This window comes from Inquilinus limosus (assembly GCF_051487185.1).
Classification (GTDB): Bacteria; Pseudomonadota; Alphaproteobacteria; order DSM-16000; family Inquilinaceae; genus Inquilinus; species Inquilinus limosus_F.
The window spans coordinates 179,009-196,021 of the sequence record NZ_JAHVDK010000005.1 but is presented as its reverse complement, the minus strand read 5'-3'; the positions used below and the strand labels follow the sequence as shown (position 1 = coordinate 196,021).

The window sequence follows — 17,013 nt, the reverse complement described above, 5'->3', positions numbered from 1 at the left end:
AGCGTTCAGGCCAGATCGGCCAGCCGGCGAAAAGCCGAGGGCGGCGTCGGGTCGTCGAGGCGCCAACGGATCGCCGCGGCGCAGTCCTCCGGGCTCAGCCGCGCCGTGTCGACCTCCAGGTCGTAGATCCCGGGACGGTGCACCTCGCTCTGCCAGCGCAGGACCGCCTCCGGCACCGGTTCGGCCGCCGACCCGACGGCGTATTCGCCTTCCCGTCCCGGCTGCCCGGCCCGCCGCCGGCGCATGATCTCCTCCACCGGGCAATGCACGCCGACCAGGAGCGCCGGCAGCCCCGCCAGGCGCCGGGCGCAGTCGCGCAGGATGCCGTGGTGCGTGGCGTGCGCCTCGTGATGCCCGACATCGACCACCACGTTCAGCCCGGCGCGGCTGTGGGCGGCGACCGAGTCGTAGAGCGCGGCATAGAACACCGGGACCCAGGCCTCGATCTCCGGCCGCTCGCCGCCGGGCCGCAGCCCGATCCCGGGCCGGTAGCGCGGCGGCGTCACATGCCGGGCATGGACATCGACGCCCAGATTCATCCACGGGCCGTCGAATCCGTCCTGGATCGCCGCGACGATGCTCGACTTCCCCGATCGTGGCGCCCCGTTGAGGACGACGATCCATCCCGGCTCCGTCACCTGTGCCATGGTCCGGCCCTCCGAGCGCTGTGTCCGCGAACCGCTCCGCGAGGCCGCCCGAACCCGCGCCTCCGGCCGATCCCGATATTGCGGCCGGGGCCGCAGATCGGTCAGGCTGTCGGCAATCAACGGGAGTCGCGGATGAGCGGTTCGATCCAGACCTTTCTGCTCACCCTCTCGGCCCTGTTCTCGATCGTCAACCCGATCGGTGCCGCCCTCATCTTCAGCCAGATCACCGCCGGCCGGTCCCATGCGGAACGGCTGCAGCTGGCGCGGATGATCGGGGTCTATTCCGCGCTCGTCATGCTGGGAGCGCTGTGGGGCGGCGCCTATGTGCTGAGCTTCTTCGGCATCAGCCTCTCCGCCCTGCGCATCGCCGGCGGGCTGATCGTCGCCGCCAGCGCCTGGCGGCTGCTGCAGTCGCCCGAGCAGCAGGAGGAACGCAAGCAGCAGCAGGCGTCGGAGGCGGAAGGCATCGATTCGGTCGCCTTCTATCCGCTGACCATGCCCTTCACCACCGGGCCCGGCACGATCTCCGTCGCCATCGCGATCGGCTCGAACTTGCCGGTCGGGCAGCCGAGCTTCCTGCCCTTCGTGCTCGGCGCCTCGGCAGCGGCGCTGGTGATCGCGATCGGCGTCTGGATCGCCTATTCCTCGGCCGACCGGCTGGTCGCCCTGCTGGGCCAATCCCAGGCCCGCGTGCTGTCGCGGCTGATGGCCTTCCTCTTGCTGTGCGTCGGCACGCAGATCACGCTGAGTGGCGTCAGCGACTTCGTCCGCTCGCTGACGCTGTAGCGCCGCGAGCCTGCCGATCCATCCCTGTTGCTTTCCAATGCGTAGGCAATTAGCTATGTGACGAACTATCTGGCCAACCAGCCGGACCATCGATTCCCAGCGGGAGAGACGAGAATGGCCGAGACGCGGGTGGACCGGGACAGCATCGCGCGGATCGAACCGGTCATCCGGCCGCATATCCGGCGGACGCCGGTGATCGAGGCCGCCGGGCGCGATTTCGGCATCGACGCCGGGCCGATCACCTTCAAGCTGGAGCTGCTGCAGCATGCCGGGTCGTTCAAGACCCGCGGCGCCTTCGCCAACCTGCTGACCCGCGAGGTGCCGGCCGTCGGGGTCGCCGCAGCGTCCGGCGGCAATCACGGCGCGGCGGTGGCCCATGCCGCGGCGTCGCTGGGCCTGCCGGCGCGGATCTTCGTGCCTGGCATCTCCTCGCCCGCCAAGATCGACCGGATCCGCCGCACCGGTGCCGATCTGGTGGTCGGCGGCGACCGCTACGCAGATGCGCTGGCCGCCTGCGAAACCTGGGTCGCGGCCTCCGGCGCCCTCTCGATCCACGCCTTCGACCAGGCCGAGACCATGCTGGGCCAGGGCACGCTGGCGCTGGAGCTGGAGGACCAGGCGCCGGATCTCGACACAATTCTGGTCGGGGTCGGCGGCGGCGGGTTGATCGGCGGCATCGCCGCCTGGTATGCCGGCCGGACCAAGGTCGTCGGCGTCGAGCCCGAGGCCTCGCCCACCTTGCACCGGGCCTTCGAGGCCGGCCGGCCGGTCGATGCCGAGACCGGCGGCATCGCCGCCGATTCCCTGGCGCCGAAGCGGATCGGTGAGCTGGTCTTCCCGGTGGCTCGGCAGCATGTGGCGGCCGCGATCCTGGTCGCCGACGAGGCAATCCGCGAGGCCCAGCGCGCGCTGTGGCAGGGGCTGCGCATCGTCGCCGAGCCAGGCGGCGCCGCCGCCTTCGCGGCGCTGCTGTCGGGCCGCTACCGGCCGGCCGCGGGCGAGCGGATCGGAGTCGTGGTCAGCGGCGGCAACACCACCGCGGTCGATTTCGACCGCTGAGGGCCGGCGGAGGATTCGTTCCGATATCACACCGGAAAGTGTCGGGAAGATCTTCCTCGCGGCGACATCGGACGAGGAAGGACTCCGGCGCAACAATCGAGAATGACCAGACTCACATTCCCAATTCCGCAGGTTCCAAGCGAAAAGATCGCGGGATCAAATCCTTTTTTTTGAATCCTCTGGAACCCTGCCGTCGTTCCTGACTTGTAGCCTTTGCCGCAGCGGGCACATTCTCGGCGGCGGCATCGGTCGGGCGTCACGGCCGGCGGACAGGGAAGGATGCGGAGGGGACAGCGCGATGTCGACGCTCAGCGAGGGCGAAATCCTGAGTTTCACCAGGGACATCATCGTCGCCCATGTGTCCAATAACGCAGTGGACAGCGAAAGCCTGCCTGACCTCATCCGAAGGGTGCATCTGTCGCTGATCGAGGCCGTCGGCATGCCGGTCCCCGGGATCGCCGCAGAGGCCAACGGCAACGCCGCGGAGACGAGCCGAACGGACGCGTCCGGCACAGCGGAGCGCCAAGCGGCGTTGCCGTCCCGCCCCGTCCCGGCCGTGCCGATCTCGGAATCGGTGACGCCGGATTACATCATCTGCCTCGAGGACGGCCGGCCCTTCAAGATGATGAAGCGCTGGCTGCGCGCCACCTACGGCATGACGCCGGAGCAGTATCGCGCCAAATGGAACCTGCCGCCGGATTACCCGATGGTGGCGCCGAACTATGCCCGGTCGAAATCGGTCTACGCCAAGGCCCAGGGGCTGGGGACCAGCCAGCTGCGCCGCACGGCGAGGCGCCGGTCCCGGGCCAACGGCTGAGCCTCGCCCGTCCGGCCCTCCCATCCGCCCGGGCGCGGCCGGAGCCCTCCCGCGGGAAGGCTCCGGCAAGGACTCAGGCCGCCTCGTAGCCGATCACGCCCTTGATCTCGAGGAACTCCTCGAGGCCGAACTCGGCATATTCCCGGCCGTTGCCCGACTGCTTGTAGCCGCCGAAGGGCGCGGCGGTGTCCCAGGCAGGGTAGTTGATGTGGACATTGCCGACGCGCAGCTGCGACGCCACCTTGCGCGCCCGCTCCAGGCTGCCCGACTGGACATAGGCGGCGAGGCCGTAGGGGGTGTCGTTGGCCAGCGCGATCGCCTGCTCCTCGGTCTCGTAGGTCAGGATCGACAGCACCGGGCCGAAGATCTCCTCGCGCGCGATCGTCGTCTCCGGCGTCACGCGGGCGAAGACGGTCGGACGGACGAAATAGCCGCGGTTCAGCCCTTCCGGCCGGCCGGGGCCGCCGGCCACCAGTTCCGCCCCCTCGGCGATGCCGCTCTCGATCAGGCGCTGGATCTTGTCGTACTGGAGCTGGCTGACCACGGGGCCGAGCATGGTGTCCGGCGCGTCGGCCGGGCCGACCTTGAAGCCCTCCGCCGCCGCCTTGGCGTAGCCGATCGCCTCCTCCTCCCGGTCCAGCGGCACGAACATCCGGGTCGGGGCGTTGCAGGACTGGCCGCTGTTGCCGAAGCAGCCGGCGACGCCCTTGGTCACCGCCCGCTTCAGGTCGGCGTCCGGCAGGATGATGTTGGCCGACTTGCCGCCGAGCTCCTGATGCACCCGCTTGACCGTGTCGGCCGCGGCCTTGGCCACCAGGATGCCGGCGCGGGTCGAGCCGGTGAAGGACACCATGTCGACGTCGGGGTGGCTGGAGATCGCGGCGCCGACCGTCGGCCCGTCGCCATTGACCAGGTTGAACACGCCCTTCGGCACGCCGGCCTCATGCAGGATCTCGGCGAAGATGATGGCGTCGAGCGGCGCGATCTCGCTCGGCTTCAGCACCATGGTGCAGCCGGCGGCCAGCGCCGGGCCGACCTTGCAGGTGATCTGGTTCAGCGGCCAGTTCCACGGGGTGATCATGCCGACCACGCCGACCGGCTCCTTCACCACCATCGTGGTGCCCTTCGGCCGCTCGAACTGGAAGGTCTCCAACGCCTCGATGATCCGGGTCAGATGCGCCTCGCCGGCCCAGGTCTGGGAGTCGAGCGCGAATTTGCGCGGCGCGCCCATCTCGCGCGACACGGCCAGCGCGATGTCGGCGGCGCGGCGCTTGTAGATCTCGAGGATCCGGCGCAGCAGCTCCAGCCGCTCCTGCCGGCTGGTACGGGAGAAGGCCGGGAAGGCCCGCTTCGCCGCCACCACCGCGCGGTCGACATCGGCCGCGGAGCCGAGCGAGATCTGGGCGAAGGGCTCCTCGGTCGAAGGGTCGATCACGTCGAGCGTCTTCGGCGTGATCGGGTCGACCCATGCGCCATCGATGTAGAACTGCAATTCGTGCGCCATCAGAACCTCGTGCGGTCGTGCCGCCGTCTCGGCGGCGACGATGCGACGGTAGAGCAGCACAGCGGGATGGAGAAGCTGCGGCGGGCGGGCAGCGGCCATGCGCGGCCCCTGCCCAGCTTTCCGTCAGCGCGCCTTTGGATGCACCCGCCGGGCGCGGCGTTCCGACCGGATGGCGCGGACCACGCCGAAGGCCAGCAGCGCCGCCAGCCCGTACCAGGTGATGGCGTAGACCAGGTGGTTGTCCGGGAAGGCGATGACGGTCAGGCCGCCGATCGGCAGCCCGCCGGGGTTGGGCGTGGCGTCGGCGTCGATGAAATAGGGGGCGATGTCGGCGAGGCCGCGGGCGGCGGCGATGGCGGCGACGTCGCGGGAGTACCAGCGCTCCGCCGCCGGCTCGTTCGAGCGCAGGAACCCGCCCTTCGGCTCGGTCATGCGCAGCAGGCCGGTGACGGTGACCGGGCCGTCGACCTGCCCCGCCGCCCGGGTCGCCGGATCGCGGTTCTCGGTCGGCACGAAGCCGCGGTTGACCAGGATCACCGAACCATCTGCCGTCTGCAGCGGCGTCATCACCCAATAGCCGCTGCCTTTGGCCGTCGAGGCGACGACCTGGGCCTCGCGGTCGTGCAGGAACCGGCCGGAGACGCGGACATGGCGGTACTCGTCGGCGGCGGCGGTGACCTCGGGCCAGTCGGCCGGGTCCGGCGGCGCCACCGGCTCGGCGCCGACGCGCTGGTCGACCCGGGCGATCAGCTCGTGCTTCCAGGCCCGCCGCTCGATCTGCCAGGTGCCGAGCGCCAGCAGGCCGACGAACACCGCGAGGGCCGCCGCCCCGATTACGATCAGGGCGGCGATCGAGCGGGGCCGGCGGGCCTCGCCCTCGGTCACGGCATGTTGCGCATGTCGTGCGCGGAGACCGGCATCATGTTGTGGTTGAGGTGGTACATCACCCACAGCGAGCCGGCGAGCGTGATCACCACCAGCACCACGGTGAAGATCAGCGCCAGCATGGTCCAGCCGCCCTCCGACTTCGAGTTCATGTGGAGGAAGTAGACCATGTGGACGATGATCTGGACGACCGCGAATGCCATGATCACGAGCGCCGTGGTCTGGGCGTCGGCCAGCACGTCGCCCATGACCAGCCAGAACGGGATCGCGGTCAGGATCACCGACAGAATGAAGCCGGTCAGGTAGCCCTTCAGCGTGCCGTGGGCGGCACCGTCGTCGTGATGGTCGTGGTGGGCGTGGGACTGTGCGTTCACTGGAGGGTCCCCATCAGATAGACGAAGGTGAAGACGCCGATCCAGATGACGTCGAGGAAGTGCCAGAACAGGCTGAGGCACATCAGCCGCCGCTTGTTGTCGGCGATCAGCCCGTGCTGGGCGACCTGGACCATCATCGTCACCATCCAGACGATGCCGACGGTGACGTGCAGCCCGTGCGTCCCCACCAGGGTGAAGAAGGACGACAGGAAGGCGCTGCGCCACGGCCCCGCCCCCTCATGGATCAGATGAGCGAATTCGTAGAGCTCGAGGCCGACGAAGGCGACGCCGAACAGGGCGGTGACGCCCAGCCAGAACAGCGTCGCCCCCACGCGCCGCCGCTCCATCTCCAGCATGGCGAAGCCGCAGGTGATGGAGGACAGGAGCAGCATCGAGGTGTTGACCGCCACCAGCGGCAGGTCGAACAGATCCGCCCCGGACGGGCCGGCGGCGTAGCTGCGGCCGAGCACGCCGAAGGTGGCGAAGAGGACTGCGAAGATCAGGCAGTCGCTCATCAGGTAGATCCAGAAGCCGAGCATCGTGCTGCCGCCCGAATGCTCGTGCTCTTCCTCGACGTGGAAGCGGACCGCGCCGGCTGCGGCTTGATCGAGTGGTGGCGTCATCAGAAAGCGGCTCCCGCCCGGGCCAGCACGCGGCTGCGCTCACCCTCGGCCTTGGCGACGATGTCGGCCGGGATGTGGTAGTCGCGCTTGTAGTTGAAGGTGTGCCCGATCGACACGGCCAGCATGGCCAGGAAGCTGAACGCGGCCAGCCACCAGATGTGCCAGACCAGGGCGAAGGACAGGACCACGCTCAGCCCCGCCAGGATCACGCCGGTGCCGGTGTTCTTGGGCATGTGGATCGCCTTGAAGCCGGCCAGCGGCCGGGCATAGCCGCGCTTCTTCATGTCCCACCAGGCGTCGTGGTCGTGCACCAGCGGGGTGAAGGCGAAGTTGTACTCCGGCGGCGGCGACGAGGTGGACCACTCGAGGGTGCGGGCGTTCCACGGGTCGCCGGTCAGGTCGCGCAGCTGCTCGCGCCGGACGAAGCTGACCACCAGCTGGATGATGAAGGACAGGATGCCGAAGGCGATCAGCACCGCGCCGAAGGCGGCGATGACGAACCAGATCTGCAGCGACGGGTCGTCGAAATGGTTCATCCGCCGGGTCACGCCCATCAGGCCCAGCACATAGAGCGGCATGAAGGCGAAGTAGAAGCCGGTCAGCCAGAACCAGAACGACATCTTGCCCCAGAAGGGATCCAGCTTGAAGCCGAAGGCCTTCGGGAACCAGTAGGTGACGCCGGCCATCAGCCCGAACACCACGCCGCCGATGATGACGTTGTGGAAATGGGCGATCAGGAACAGGCTGTTGTGCAGCACGAAGTCGGCCGGCGGCACCGCCAGCAGCACGCCCGACATGCCGCCGAGGACGAAGGTCACCATGAAGCCGATCGTCCACAGCATCGGCACCTCGAAGCGGATGCGGCCGCGATACATGGTGAACAGCCAGTTGAACATCTTCGCCCCGGTCGGGATCGAGATGATCATCGTGGTGATGCCGAAGAAGGAGTTCACGCTGGCGCCGGAGCCCATCGTGAAGAAGTGATGCAGCCACACCAGGTACGACAGGATGGTGATCACCACCGTGGCGTAGACCATCGAGCTGTAGCCGAACAGGCGCTTGCCGCAGAAGGTGGCGACGACTTCGGAGAAGATGCCGAAGGCCGGCAGGATGAGGATGTAGACCTCCGGATGCCCCCAGATCCAGATGAGGTTCACATACATCATCGGGCTGCCGCCGAAGTCGTTGGTGAAGAAGTTCGTCCCGGCGTAGCGGTCGAGCGACAGCAGGGCGAGGACGGCGGTCAGCACCGGGAAGGCAGCGACGATCAGGACGTTGGTGCACAGCGCGGTCCAGGTGAAGACCGGCATCTTCATCATGGTCATGCCCGGCGCCCGCATCTTGACGATGGTGGCGATCAGGTTGACGCCTGATAACAGCGTTCCTATGCCCGCGACCTGCAATCCCCAGATGTAGTAGTCGACGCCGACATCCGGGCTGTAGGCGATGCCGGACAGCGGCGGATAGGCCAGCCAGCCGGTCTTCGCGAACTCACCGATGAACAGCGAGATCATGACGACCACGGCGCCGGCGGTGGTCATCCAGAAGCTGAAGTTGTTCAGGAACGGGAAGGCGACGTCGCGCGCGCCGATCTGCAGCGGCACCACGAAGTTCATCAGCCCGGTGACGAAGGGCATGGCCATGAAGAAGATCATGATCACGCCATGGGCCGTGAAGACTTGGTCGTAGTGGTGCGGCGGCAGATAGCCTTCGTTGGCGCCGAAGGCGATCGCCTGCTGCGCCCTCATCATGATCGCGTCGGCGAAGCCGCGCAGCAGCATCACCAGCGCCAGGATCACATACATGATCCCGATCTTCTTGTGGTCGATGCTGGTGAACCAGTCGCGCCAGAGAGTGCCCCACAGGCGGAAATAGGTGATGCCGCCGAGCAGCGCGATGCCGCCGAGCGCCACCGCGATGAAGGTGACGACCAGGATCGGCTCGTGCAGCGGCAGCGCCTCGAAGGTCAGCTTTCCGAAGACCAGCTTCTGGAGATCTATGTCTGAGAACATCGGGCTACTCTGTCGTTCCGGAGACCGTCGCTGCGGGCGGCGGCCTCCGCAAAGGTGTCGGTTGCGCGGCCCCTGTTGGACCCGCGGCGGGCATCGGGTCGGCCGTCATTCCGTTCGCGGCGGCGTCCAGCGGGTCAGCAGCGGGGTCGCCGCGCTGGCCTCGGCCATGTCGCCCTCGGTGGTGCAGATCGCGGCGACATAGGTCCGGACCGGCCCGGCGCCGCGCCGGACGTCCTTGTCATGGGTCAGCGCGATGACGTTGTTGAGGCCGGCCATGCCGCCGCCGCCGCGGGCGTCGATGCTCATCATCTCGTTCATGCACATCTTCGACCGGTCGACGCACATGTTGAGGATGGCGGTGTAGAGGTCCGGGGCGACCGTGCCGTAGTGGCGCACCGGCTCGCGCTCGCTCGGCCGCTCCAGCGTCAGGTACTCCTCGCGGCTGAGATTGCCGCCCGCGGCCTTCACCTTCTGCACCCAGGCGTCGAAATCGGCCGGGGCCAGGCCGTGGAAGGCGAAGCGCATGCCGGAGAAGCCGGCGCCGCTGTAGTTGGCGGAGAAGCCCTCGTACTCGCCGGGCTTGTTGATCACGGCGTGCAGCTTCGTCTCCATGCCCGCCATGGCGTAGATCTGGCCCGCCAGCGCCGGCACGTAGAAGGAGTTCATGACGGTCGCGGAGGTGATCTTGAACTGGATTGGCACGTCCACCGGCGCCGCCAGCTCGTTCACCGTGGCGATGCCCTGCTCCGGGTAGAGGAACAGCCATTTCCAGTCGAGCGCCACGACCTCGACGGTCAGCGGCTTCACATCGGCTGCCAGCGGCCGCTCCGAATCGATCCGGTCGAGCGGCCGGTACGGGTCGAGCTTGTGGGTGGCGACCCAGGTCAGCGCCCCCAGCGCGATGATGATGGCGAGCGGCGCCGACCAGATGATGAATTCGAGCCGAGTCGAGTGGTGCCAGTCGGGGTCGTAGGCGGCCGCCTTGTTCGACTGCCGGTACTTCCAGGCGAAGAACAGCGTCAGAGCGATCACCGGCACGATGATCAGCAGCATCAGGATCGTGGAGATCACGATCAGGTCCCGCTGCTGCACTGCAATATCGCCGGAGGGTTGCAGGACCACCATATTGCACCCGCCCAGGAGGACCAGGAGCGGAAGCGCAGCGAGGCGGCCTAAAGCTTTGATGGGCATGCCGTTGCCTGAAAGAGAGAAACCGAAGGGCGCGGCTGCCTTACCGAAGCGTAACGCGATTAAACAGTGGACAGTTTGTCCTACCAGATAGCGAATGGTTGCAGTGCAACATCGTCGCACCCGGGTTGACGCGAGGGATCCCGGTTGATTCAGCCGCCGCTCCGCCTCGCTTGGTACGATTTGACGCACCGGAATCCTGGGTCATACTCAAAAGAAAAAAGCGGCATCTCGGCATCGGCCCACCCAGGAGGAAACCTAATGGCCACTGTCAGTCGAGACCTCGGCTCTGCGCCCCCGACCGCCGCGTCTCGACGCCGTTCCGGCGTATCCCCCGGCGATATCGCGATCGGAGTCGTGATCGGCCGGACCGCGGAGTTCTTCGATTTCTTCGTCTACGCCATCGCCTCCGTCCTCGTCTTCCCGCGGTTCTTCTTCCCGGACGCCGCGCCGCTGCAGGCCCAGCTCTACTCCTTCGCCGTCTTCGCCCTCGCCTTCGTCGCCCGCCCGCTCGGGTCGGTCCTGTTCATGGCGATCGACCGGCGGCACGGGCGCGGCGTCAAGCTGACCGCGGCGATGTTCCTGCTCGGCAGCTCGACCGCGGCGATGGCCTTCCTGCCCGGCACCAACGACATCGGCCCGGCGGCGATCGTCCTCTTGTCGCTGTGCCGGATCGGCCAGGGCCTGGCCCTCGGCGGCACCTGGGACGGCCTCGCCTCGCTCCTCGCGCTGAACGCGCCGAAGAACCGGCGCGGCTGGTACGCGATGATGCCGCAGCTCGGCGCCCCGCTCGGCTTCATGCTGGCGGCCGGGCTGTTCGCCTATTTCGTCACCAGCCTGTCGGCCGGGGACTTCTTCGACTGGGGCTGGCGCTTCCCATTCTTCGTCGCCTTCGCGATCAACGTCGTCGCCCTCTTCGCCCGCCTGCGGATGGTCGAGACGCCCGAATTCGTGCGGCTGATGGAAAGCCGCGATCTCGAGGCGCGGAGCGTGTCGGAAACGGTGAAGGCGCAGGGCCCCAACATCCTCGTCGGCGCCTTCGTGCCGCTGGCGACCTTCGCCCTGTTCCACCTGGTGACCGTGTTCCCGTTCAGCTGGGTCGTGCTCAACACCGACCATGATCCGGGGGCGTTCCTGCTGCGGGAGATCGGCGCCGCCGTCCTCGGCGTGATCACCATCATGGCTTCGGGGATCATCGCCGACCGCACCGGGCGGCGCACCCTGCTCGCCATCTGCGCGGTGCTGATCGCGATCTACAGCTTCGTCACGCCGCTGCTCCTCGGCGGCGGGCCGGAGGCGCGGGTCGCCTATGTGATGATCGGCTTCGCCCTCCTCGGCCTGTCCTTCGGCCAGGCCAGCGGCGCGGTGGCGGCGAATTTCCCGAACGCCTACCGCTACACCGCCTCGGCCCTGACCTCGGATCTCGCCTGGATGGTCGGCGCCGGCTTCGCGCCGCTGGTCGCGCTGGTCATCGCCAGCCAGTTCGGCCTCGCCCTGGTCGGCGCCTATCTGCTGTCGGGCGCGGTCTGCACCCTGGCTGCGCTGCGGGTGAACAAGGAGCTGGAGATGCGGGGCGACTGATCCGGCCTGCCGCAGCCGGCGTGAAGCCGGCTGCGGTGTCGCTCGTCAGCCCGCGCCGGAACCCGGCGGGACGAAGTCGGTCGAGACAGCCACGGATCGCCATTCCGCCAGGATCGCGGCGTCGGCGACGTGCTTGGCTTCGATGGCGGCCACGGTGTCGCTCCCCAGCGGCAGGCGCAGCGGCGGGTTGGGCGTGTCGGCAAAGGCGACAAGCACGCTGGCGAGCTTGTCGGGATCGCCCGGCTGGCCGTGATTGAGGTCGGCCGCGCGGCTGCGCGTGGCGCCGGCCGTGCCGTCATAGTCGCCGATCCGGGTGCCGCTCGTGGTCAGCGATGACGAATCCAGGAAATCGGTGCGGAAATAGCCGGGTTCGACGACGGTGACATGGATGCCGAGCGGCGCCAGCTCGTGGTGGAGCGCTTCGGAAAGACCTTCCACCGCGAATTTGGTCGAGCAGTAGACCCCGAACCCCGGCGCGCTGCGATAGCCACCGATCGACGAGATGTTGAGGATGCGTCCGGACCGCTGCGCCCGCATCTGCGGCAGCACCGCGCGCGTGACCGCGAGCAGGCCGAACACATTGGTGCGGTACAGCGCCTCGACCTCCTCGGCCGTCGCCTCCTCGACGGCGCCGAGCAGGCCGAAGCCCGCATTGTTGAGCAGCACGTCGATCCGGCCGAACCGCTCGACCGCCCTGGCCGCAGCCGCGCGGGCCTGCGTTTCGTCGGTGACGTCGAGCGGCATGGCCAACAGGTTCGGATGCTCCCCCAGCCTTTCGGCCACGGCCGCCGCCTTGCGTGCGGTGGCGACGACATTGTCGCCCTGCGCCAGCGCCAGCTGCGCGATCCGCAGGCCGAAGCCACGCGATGCGCCAGTGATGAACCAGGTCTTCATAACGGATCTCCCTTCATCCGCGATGCGGCCTGGCGATCCCGCTGCTTCACTCCGGCGGGCACTCGGCGCCCGTCTCGATCCAGGCGGCGACGAGCGCGCCGAACTCGGCCTGGGTGCCGGGGGCGGGCCGGCGCCCCTCGCCCGGATGCCACGCCCAGGCCACGAGATGGTCCTCGGCCAGGTGCTGCCGGATCTGGGCCAGGCTGCGGCCGCCATTGCGCTCGGGATCCTTGAGCTGGCGGCAGATATAGCCGAGCGAATGCCCTTGCCAGCCCATGCTCAGCGGCGCCAGGGACCAGTGCGCGTTGCCGGGGATGGATCGGAGGCGGCTGCCCGAGACGCTCGTGTTCTCCGCCCGATGGCAGGTGCTGCAGGCCAGGCCATCCACGCCGATGCCGCTGACGCCCGCCTGCATGAACGGGATGTGCGGATGCATGTCGTCGCCCTGCGTGGGTTGGCGCGTGACCGGGTGGCAGTTCATGCAGCGCGGGTCGGTGATGACCTTCGCCGCCTCGGTGAAGAGGGCGCGCGAGCGGTCGCCGATGTCCGCGATCGACTGGAACGCGGCGACATCCTTGAGTTGCCGGGCCGCCTCCTGGCCCTGCGGTGCAGAGTTGGCAATGCTGTACCCGACCCCGAGCGTGATCGCCGCCGAGGTGATCGAGGCCAGGACCACCAGACCGATCTGGCGTGAACGCGGTGGCATCCTCACGCCCTCCTCAGCTGGCGAGTGTCGATCGGCAGCTCCCGCAGGCGCTTGCCGGTCGCGGCGAAGATCGCGTTCATCAGCGCCGGCGCGACCCCCGGCGTGCCGAGCTCGCCGACCCCGCCCGGTGATTGGCTGCTGGAGACGATGTGGATCTCGATCGGGGGGCACTCGTGGATGCGCAGAACGGGCGAGTCGTCGAAATTGCCCTCGACGACGGCCCCGTCCGCGATGGTGAGGCGGCCGTACAACGCGGCGCTCAGCCCGTAGACGATGCCGCTCTCGACCTGCTGCCGCAGGATGTCGGGATTGACGACCTGCCCGCAATCGACGGCGCAGACCATGCGCTCGACCTTCAGGGTGCCGTCCTGGTGGACATGCACCTGCGCGACCAGAGCGGCGAAGCTGCCGAAATCCGCCAGCACGGCCACGCCGTGGCCACGATCGGTCCCGAGCGGCGTGCCCCAGCCGGAGCGCTCGGCCGCCAGGTCCAGCACGCCCCGCAGCCGCGGCGCCCCACCCAGGAGCTGACGGCGATACTCCACGGGATCGCGGCCGGCGAGATGCGCCGCCTCGTCGATGCCGCCCTCGATGGCCGGGGCGTTGCGGGTGGGTCCGACGCCGCGCCAGTTGCCCGTCAGCATGCCCTCGGGCCCCTCGTGCCGGACGAATTCCACCCGCTTGTTCGGGATGTCGTACGGGCTCTCGGCGCCGCCGGTGATGTCGAGGTCGATCCCGTCCTTGAACAGGATCGGCAGGAACCGCGCCATGATCGCGGGGCCGACCACGCGGTGCCGCCAGGAGACCGGCAGCCCGTCGGGGCCGAGCCTGACCACGAGCCGGCTCAGATTGAGATAGCGGTAGGAGTCGTGGCGGATGTCCTCCTCCCGGCTCCAGACCACCTGCACCGGCCCGTCCACCTGCTGCGCCACCCGGGTCGCCATGACGACGCCGTCGAAATCGAGGCGCCGGCCGAACCCGCCGCCGAGCAGGTGGTTGTGGACGACCACCTTCTCGACCGGCAGGCCGGTGACCTGCGCGGCGCCCTGGCGGGCACGGCCCGCCACCTGTGTGCCGACCCAGACCTCGCAGGAGTCCGGGCGCACATGGACCGTGCAGTTCATCGGCTCCATGGCGGTATGGGCGAGGATGGGCATGCGGTAGACGGCTTCGATGCCGCCGGAACCGGCGGCCTCGGCGTCGGCGACATCGCCGCTCTCATGCGCCACCAGCGCTGCGTCGCCGGCCATGGCGGCGTCGGCGCGGCGCTCGAGCTCGGCCGTCGTCAGGCTGCCGTTGGCGCCCGGATCCCAGGTGACGCGCAGCGCGGCGAGTCCCTTGCGGGCGGCCCCCGTGTGGTCGGCCACGACGGCGACGGCATCGCTCAGCCGGACGATCTGGCGCACGCCTTTGACCCGCAGCGCGTCGCTGTCGTCCACCGCCTTCAGCGTTCCCCCGAAGGTCGGGCAGATGGCCAGGGCCGCGAACCTGACGCCGGGCGGATGGGCGTCGAGCCCGAACAGGGCCTTGCCGTTCACCTTGTCCGGGGTGTCGATGCGCCGCAGCGTCTTGCCGATCAGCTTGAACTCCGCCGCCGGCTTCAGATCGACCTGTTGCGGCACCGGTTCCCGCGCGGCCTTGTCGGCGAGCGCGCCGTAGGCGACGCGGCGGCCGCTCTCGGGATGAATGACTTCGCCGCCCTCGGCCCGGCAGGCCGAGGCAGAGACACCCCAGTCCCGCGCGGCGGCGGCGATCAGCATCATCCGGGCCGCGGCTCCGGCGCGGCGCATCGGCTCCCAGAAGCCGCGGATGGTGACGGAACCGCCCGTCACCTGGTCGCCGAGCAGGGGGTGCGCATAGCGCGAGGGATCGGCGGGCGCCGGGGTGACCTGGACCTGGTCCAGCGAGACCTCCAGCTCCTCGGCGATCAGCATGGCGATCGCCGTGTAGACACCCTGCCCCATCTCCGCGGATGGGATCACCAGCTCGATCTTGCCGGCCTGCGGAATGCGGATGAAGGGGTCCGGGACGAACGTCTCGGCGGCCTCGGCGAAGCGTGGCCCGATCACCAGGCTGCCGCCCGCCAGGGCCGCGGAAATCAGGAAGGACCGGCGCGAGAGCTGGCCGGAAAGAGTGGCGGCGAGGATGCTCATATCAACGGCCCTCCTCGGTCACCGTCAGGCCGGCGGCCCGCTTGATGGCGGCGCGGATGCGCGGATAGGTGCCGCAGCGGCAGATGTTGCCGGCCATCACGGCGTCGATGTCCTCGTCGGTCGGTGAGGAATTGACCGCGAGCAGAGCCGCGGCCGACATGATCTGGCCGGACTGGCAGTAGCCGCACTGCACGACCTCTTCCGCGAGCCACGCCCGCTGGACGCGGGCGCCCGGATCGGTCTCGCCGATCGCCTCGATGGTGGTGATCGCGGATGAGGCGGCGTCCTCGACGGTGGTGACGCAGGACCGTGCCGCCTGCCCGTCGAGATGGACCGTGCAGGCGCCGCACATCGCGATGCCGCAGCCGAACTTGGTTCCGGTCAGGCCGATGAGGTCCCGCAGCACCCACAGCAGGGGTATGTCCCCGTCCACATCGACCGAATGGGTCTTGCCATTGACGTTGAGCGCATAGGGCATCGGCGGGCTTCCTTCCGGTCGGGCGCGGCTGTCCGGCCAATCGAGGTGGCCGACAGACGTTAGCCAGCTGAAGCGGGCCGGGACGAGTTAAGCGTTGTGAATCTGTGAGGGACGGATCGGTGTCCTGCCGCACGATCCGAGACCTGACAGTTCCGAGCGGCGGGCATCGCCGATGCGCCCGCACCGTCGAATAGACAAGCCGACCGCGTCGCCCATACTCTTCGTCAAGTTAGGATTCGTTAAAAGAGGTTAACTGCCGTGGTCGACGCGTCCGCCTCGCGCGAACGCGCCTTTTCGTTCGGCCCTTTCCGCCTCCTTCCGTCCCGGCAACTCCTTCTGGAGGGGGAAAGACCAGTGCGCCTGGGCCATCGGTCCCTGGAGATCCTGGCCGCCCTGGTCGAACGTGCAGGCGAGTTGGTCACCAAGAGAGAATTGATGGCCCGCGTCTGGCCTGATGTCATCGTCGAGGAGACCAATCTCCGGGTCCATATCACGGCGCTGAGAAAGGCGTTGGGCGAGGGCCGGCCCGGCCACCGCTATGTCGCGAACGTTCCCGGCCGCGGCTACCGTTTCGTCGCGCCGGTCGAACTCTGCGAGCCGGTCGCGGCGGTCCGGCCTCCCGCTGCCCCGCGTCTGCACAACCTGCCGCGTTCCTCCATGCGGACGATCGGTCGCGCCGATACCCTTGAAGCGTTGCTGCGGCAGCTGCCGCAGCACCGGATCGTCTCCATCGTCGGGCCGGGCGGCATCGGCAAGACGACCGTCGCGCTCGCCACCGCCGACGCCCTGATTTCCGCCTATGAGCACGGGATCTGGTTTGTCGACCTGGCACCATTGCGCGATCCGCAACTCGTGCCGAGCGCTCTGGCCTTCGCCATCGGACTGATTCGCGAGGCGGAGTTTTTCATGCGCCTACCGGCTTATCTCGGGACACTGGCCCAGGGCCTGGCCCTTGACGGGCGGCCGGCGGAGGCCCGCAGCGTGATCGAGGAGGCGCTCGGGATGGCGGAGCGGAACGAGGAGCTCTGGTGCCTGCCGGAATTGCTGCGCGTCAAGGGCGAGCTCCTGCAATCGGAGGAAGACTGCCGACAGGCGCTCGATCTGGCGCGGCGGCAGGGCGCCTTGTCATGGGAGTTGCGGGCCGCGACGAGCCTGGCCCAGCTCCGGCACCGAAGCGGCGAGATCTCCGGGGCCCACGAACTCCTCTCCTCCGTCTACGACCGCTTTACCGAAGGCTACGAGACGAACGATCTCAGGACCGCCCGCGCATGGATCGACAAGCTTCGGTCGCGTCCGGGTTGATGGG

At 68.7% G+C, this 17,013-nt stretch carries 16 protein-coding genes; 5 read left to right on the top strand and 11 right to left on the bottom strand.

Annotated features, from left to right (window positions below):
- Positions 1–5: 5 nt before the first annotated feature.
- Entirely contained in the window at positions 6–647 is a 642-nt protein-coding gene (locus KXR53_RS07850; RefSeq protein WP_437374549.1) for a chloramphenicol phosphotransferase CPT family protein, read from the bottom strand.
- A 132-nt stretch (positions 648–779) separates the two neighbouring features.
- Between KXR53_RS07850 and KXR53_RS07845 the strand changes: the two genes are divergently transcribed.
- The 3 genes from KXR53_RS07845 (at position 780) to KXR53_RS07835 (ending at position 3,309) form a co-directional block, all read left to right on the top strand.
- Positions 780–1,433: a MarC family protein gene (locus KXR53_RS07845; protein ID WP_437374548.1), complete on the top strand. Its 654-nt coding sequence runs from the start codon at positions 780–782 to the stop codon at positions 1,431–1,433.
- 114 nt (positions 1,434–1,547) lie between these two features.
- On the top strand, positions 1,548–2,492 hold the full coding sequence (locus KXR53_RS07840; protein WP_437374547.1) for a threonine/serine dehydratase: 945 nt from the start codon (positions 1,548–1,550) through the stop codon (positions 2,490–2,492).
- A gap of 298 nt (positions 2,493–2,790) precedes the next feature.
- Complete coding sequence (locus KXR53_RS07835; RefSeq protein ID WP_437374546.1) at positions 2,791–3,309, top strand: MucR family transcriptional regulator; 519 nt, start codon at positions 2,791–2,793, stop codon at positions 3,307–3,309.
- A gap of 73 nt (positions 3,310–3,382) precedes the next feature.
- Here KXR53_RS07835 and KXR53_RS07830 read toward each other — a convergent pair whose 3' ends face one another.
- The 6 genes from KXR53_RS07830 to cyoA all read right to left on the bottom strand — a co-directional run bounded on the left by KXR53_RS07830 (position 3,383) and on the right by cyoA (position 9,832).
- Positions 3,383–4,912, bottom strand: a complete 1,530-nt coding sequence (locus KXR53_RS07830; RefSeq protein ID WP_437374545.1) for an aldehyde dehydrogenase family protein — start codon at positions 4,910–4,912, stop codon at positions 3,383–3,385.
- 24 nt (positions 4,913–4,936) lie between these two features.
- Positions 4,937–5,698, bottom strand: a complete 762-nt coding sequence (locus KXR53_RS07825) for an SURF1 family protein (protein WP_437374544.1) — start codon at positions 5,696–5,698, stop codon at positions 4,937–4,939.
- Entirely contained in the window at positions 5,695–6,072 is a 378-nt protein-coding gene (cyoD, locus tag KXR53_RS07820) for a cytochrome o ubiquinol oxidase subunit IV (RefSeq protein ID WP_437374543.1), read from the bottom strand. Before cyoD ends, KXR53_RS07825 begins: the two co-directional genes overlap by 4 nt.
- On the bottom strand, positions 6,069–6,695 hold the full coding sequence (gene cyoC / locus KXR53_RS07815) for a cytochrome o ubiquinol oxidase subunit III (RefSeq protein WP_437374542.1): 627 nt from the start codon (positions 6,693–6,695) through the stop codon (positions 6,069–6,071). Before cyoC ends, cyoD begins: the two co-directional genes overlap by 4 nt.
- Complete coding sequence (cyoB, locus tag KXR53_RS07810) at positions 6,695–8,707, bottom strand: cytochrome o ubiquinol oxidase subunit I (protein WP_437374541.1); 2,013 nt, start codon at positions 8,705–8,707, stop codon at positions 6,695–6,697. Before cyoB ends, cyoC begins: the two co-directional genes overlap by 1 nt.
- A gap of 105 nt (positions 8,708–8,812) precedes the next feature.
- Positions 8,813–9,832: a ubiquinol oxidase subunit II gene (gene cyoA / locus KXR53_RS07805; RefSeq protein ID WP_437374540.1), complete on the bottom strand. Its 1,020-nt coding sequence runs from the start codon at positions 9,830–9,832 to the stop codon at positions 8,813–8,815.
- 420 nt (positions 9,833–10,252) lie between these two features.
- On the opposite strand from cyoA, the gene KXR53_RS07800 reads away from it, so the two are divergent.
- Positions 10,253–11,476: an MFS transporter gene (locus KXR53_RS07800; protein ID WP_437374539.1), complete on the top strand. Its 1,224-nt coding sequence runs from the start codon at positions 10,253–10,255 to the stop codon at positions 11,474–11,476.
- Between the two features lie 45 nt (positions 11,477–11,521).
- Here KXR53_RS07800 and KXR53_RS07795 read toward each other — a convergent pair whose 3' ends face one another.
- Genes KXR53_RS07795 through KXR53_RS07780 form a run of 4 tightly spaced genes read right to left on the bottom strand, consistent with a single transcriptional unit; the run spans position 11,522 to position 15,707 of the window.
- Positions 11,522–12,370: an oxidoreductase gene (locus KXR53_RS07795; RefSeq protein ID WP_437374538.1), complete on the bottom strand. Its 849-nt coding sequence runs from the start codon at positions 12,368–12,370 to the stop codon at positions 11,522–11,524.
- A 46-nt stretch (positions 12,371–12,416) separates the two neighbouring features.
- Complete coding sequence (locus tag KXR53_RS07790; RefSeq protein ID WP_437374537.1) at positions 12,417–13,076, bottom strand: hypothetical protein; 660 nt, start codon at positions 13,074–13,076, stop codon at positions 12,417–12,419.
- Positions 13,077–13,078: 2 nt separating this feature from the next.
- Positions 13,079–15,229: a molybdopterin cofactor-binding domain-containing protein gene (locus tag KXR53_RS07785; RefSeq protein WP_437374536.1), complete on the bottom strand. Its 2,151-nt coding sequence runs from the start codon at positions 15,227–15,229 to the stop codon at positions 13,079–13,081.
- 1 nt (position 15,230) lies between these two features.
- Positions 15,231–15,707, bottom strand: a complete 477-nt coding sequence (locus KXR53_RS07780) for a (2Fe-2S)-binding protein (protein WP_437374535.1) — start codon at positions 15,705–15,707, stop codon at positions 15,231–15,233.
- A 258-nt stretch (positions 15,708–15,965) separates the two neighbouring features.
- Between KXR53_RS07780 and KXR53_RS07775 the strand changes: the two genes are divergently transcribed.
- Complete coding sequence (locus KXR53_RS07775) at positions 15,966–17,009, top strand: winged helix-turn-helix domain-containing protein (RefSeq protein WP_437374534.1); 1,044 nt, start codon at positions 15,966–15,968, stop codon at positions 17,007–17,009.
- Positions 17,010–17,013: the final 4 nt, after the last annotated feature.

Bases quoted from the DNA above. Each gene is read 5' to 3' on its own strand.
- KXR53_RS07850 (WP_437374549.1), bottom strand. From the start codon at position 647: ATGGCACAGGTGACGGAGCCGGGATGGATCGTCGTCCTCAACGGGGCG.
- KXR53_RS07845 (WP_437374548.1), top strand. From the start codon at position 780: ATGAGCGGTTCGATCCAGACCTTTCTGCTCACCCTCTCGGCCCTGTTC.
- KXR53_RS07840 (WP_437374547.1), top strand. From the start codon at position 1,548: ATGGCCGAGACGCGGGTGGACCGGGACAGCATCGCGCGGATCGAACCG.
- KXR53_RS07835 (WP_437374546.1), top strand. From the start codon at position 2,791: ATGTCGACGCTCAGCGAGGGCGAAATCCTGAGTTTCACCAGGGACATC.
- KXR53_RS07830 (WP_437374545.1), bottom strand. From the start codon at position 4,912: ATGGCCGCTGCCCGCCCGCCGCAGCTTCTCCATCCCGCTGTGCTGCTC.
- cyoC (WP_437374542.1), bottom strand. From the start codon at position 6,695: ATGACGCCACCACTCGATCAAGCCGCAGCCGGCGCGGTCCGCTTCCAC.
- cyoB (WP_437374541.1), bottom strand. From the start codon at position 8,707: ATGTTCTCAGACATAGATCTCCAGAAGCTGGTCTTCGGAAAGCTGACC.
- cyoA (WP_437374540.1), bottom strand. From the start codon at position 9,832: ATGGTGGTCCTGCAACCCTCCGGCGATATTGCAGTGCAGCAGCGGGAC.
- KXR53_RS07795 (WP_437374538.1), bottom strand. From the start codon at position 12,370: ATGAAGACCTGGTTCATCACTGGCGCATCGCGTGGCTTCGGCCTGCGG.
- KXR53_RS07790 (WP_437374537.1), bottom strand. From the start codon at position 13,076: ATGCCACCGCGTTCACGCCAGATCGGTCTGGTGGTCCTGGCCTCGATC.
- KXR53_RS07785 (WP_437374536.1), bottom strand. From the start codon at position 15,229: ATGAGCATCCTCGCCGCCACTCTTTCCGGCCAGCTCTCGCGCCGGTCC.
- KXR53_RS07780 (WP_437374535.1), bottom strand. From the start codon at position 15,707: ATGCCCTATGCGCTCAACGTCAATGGCAAGACCCATTCGGTCGATGTG.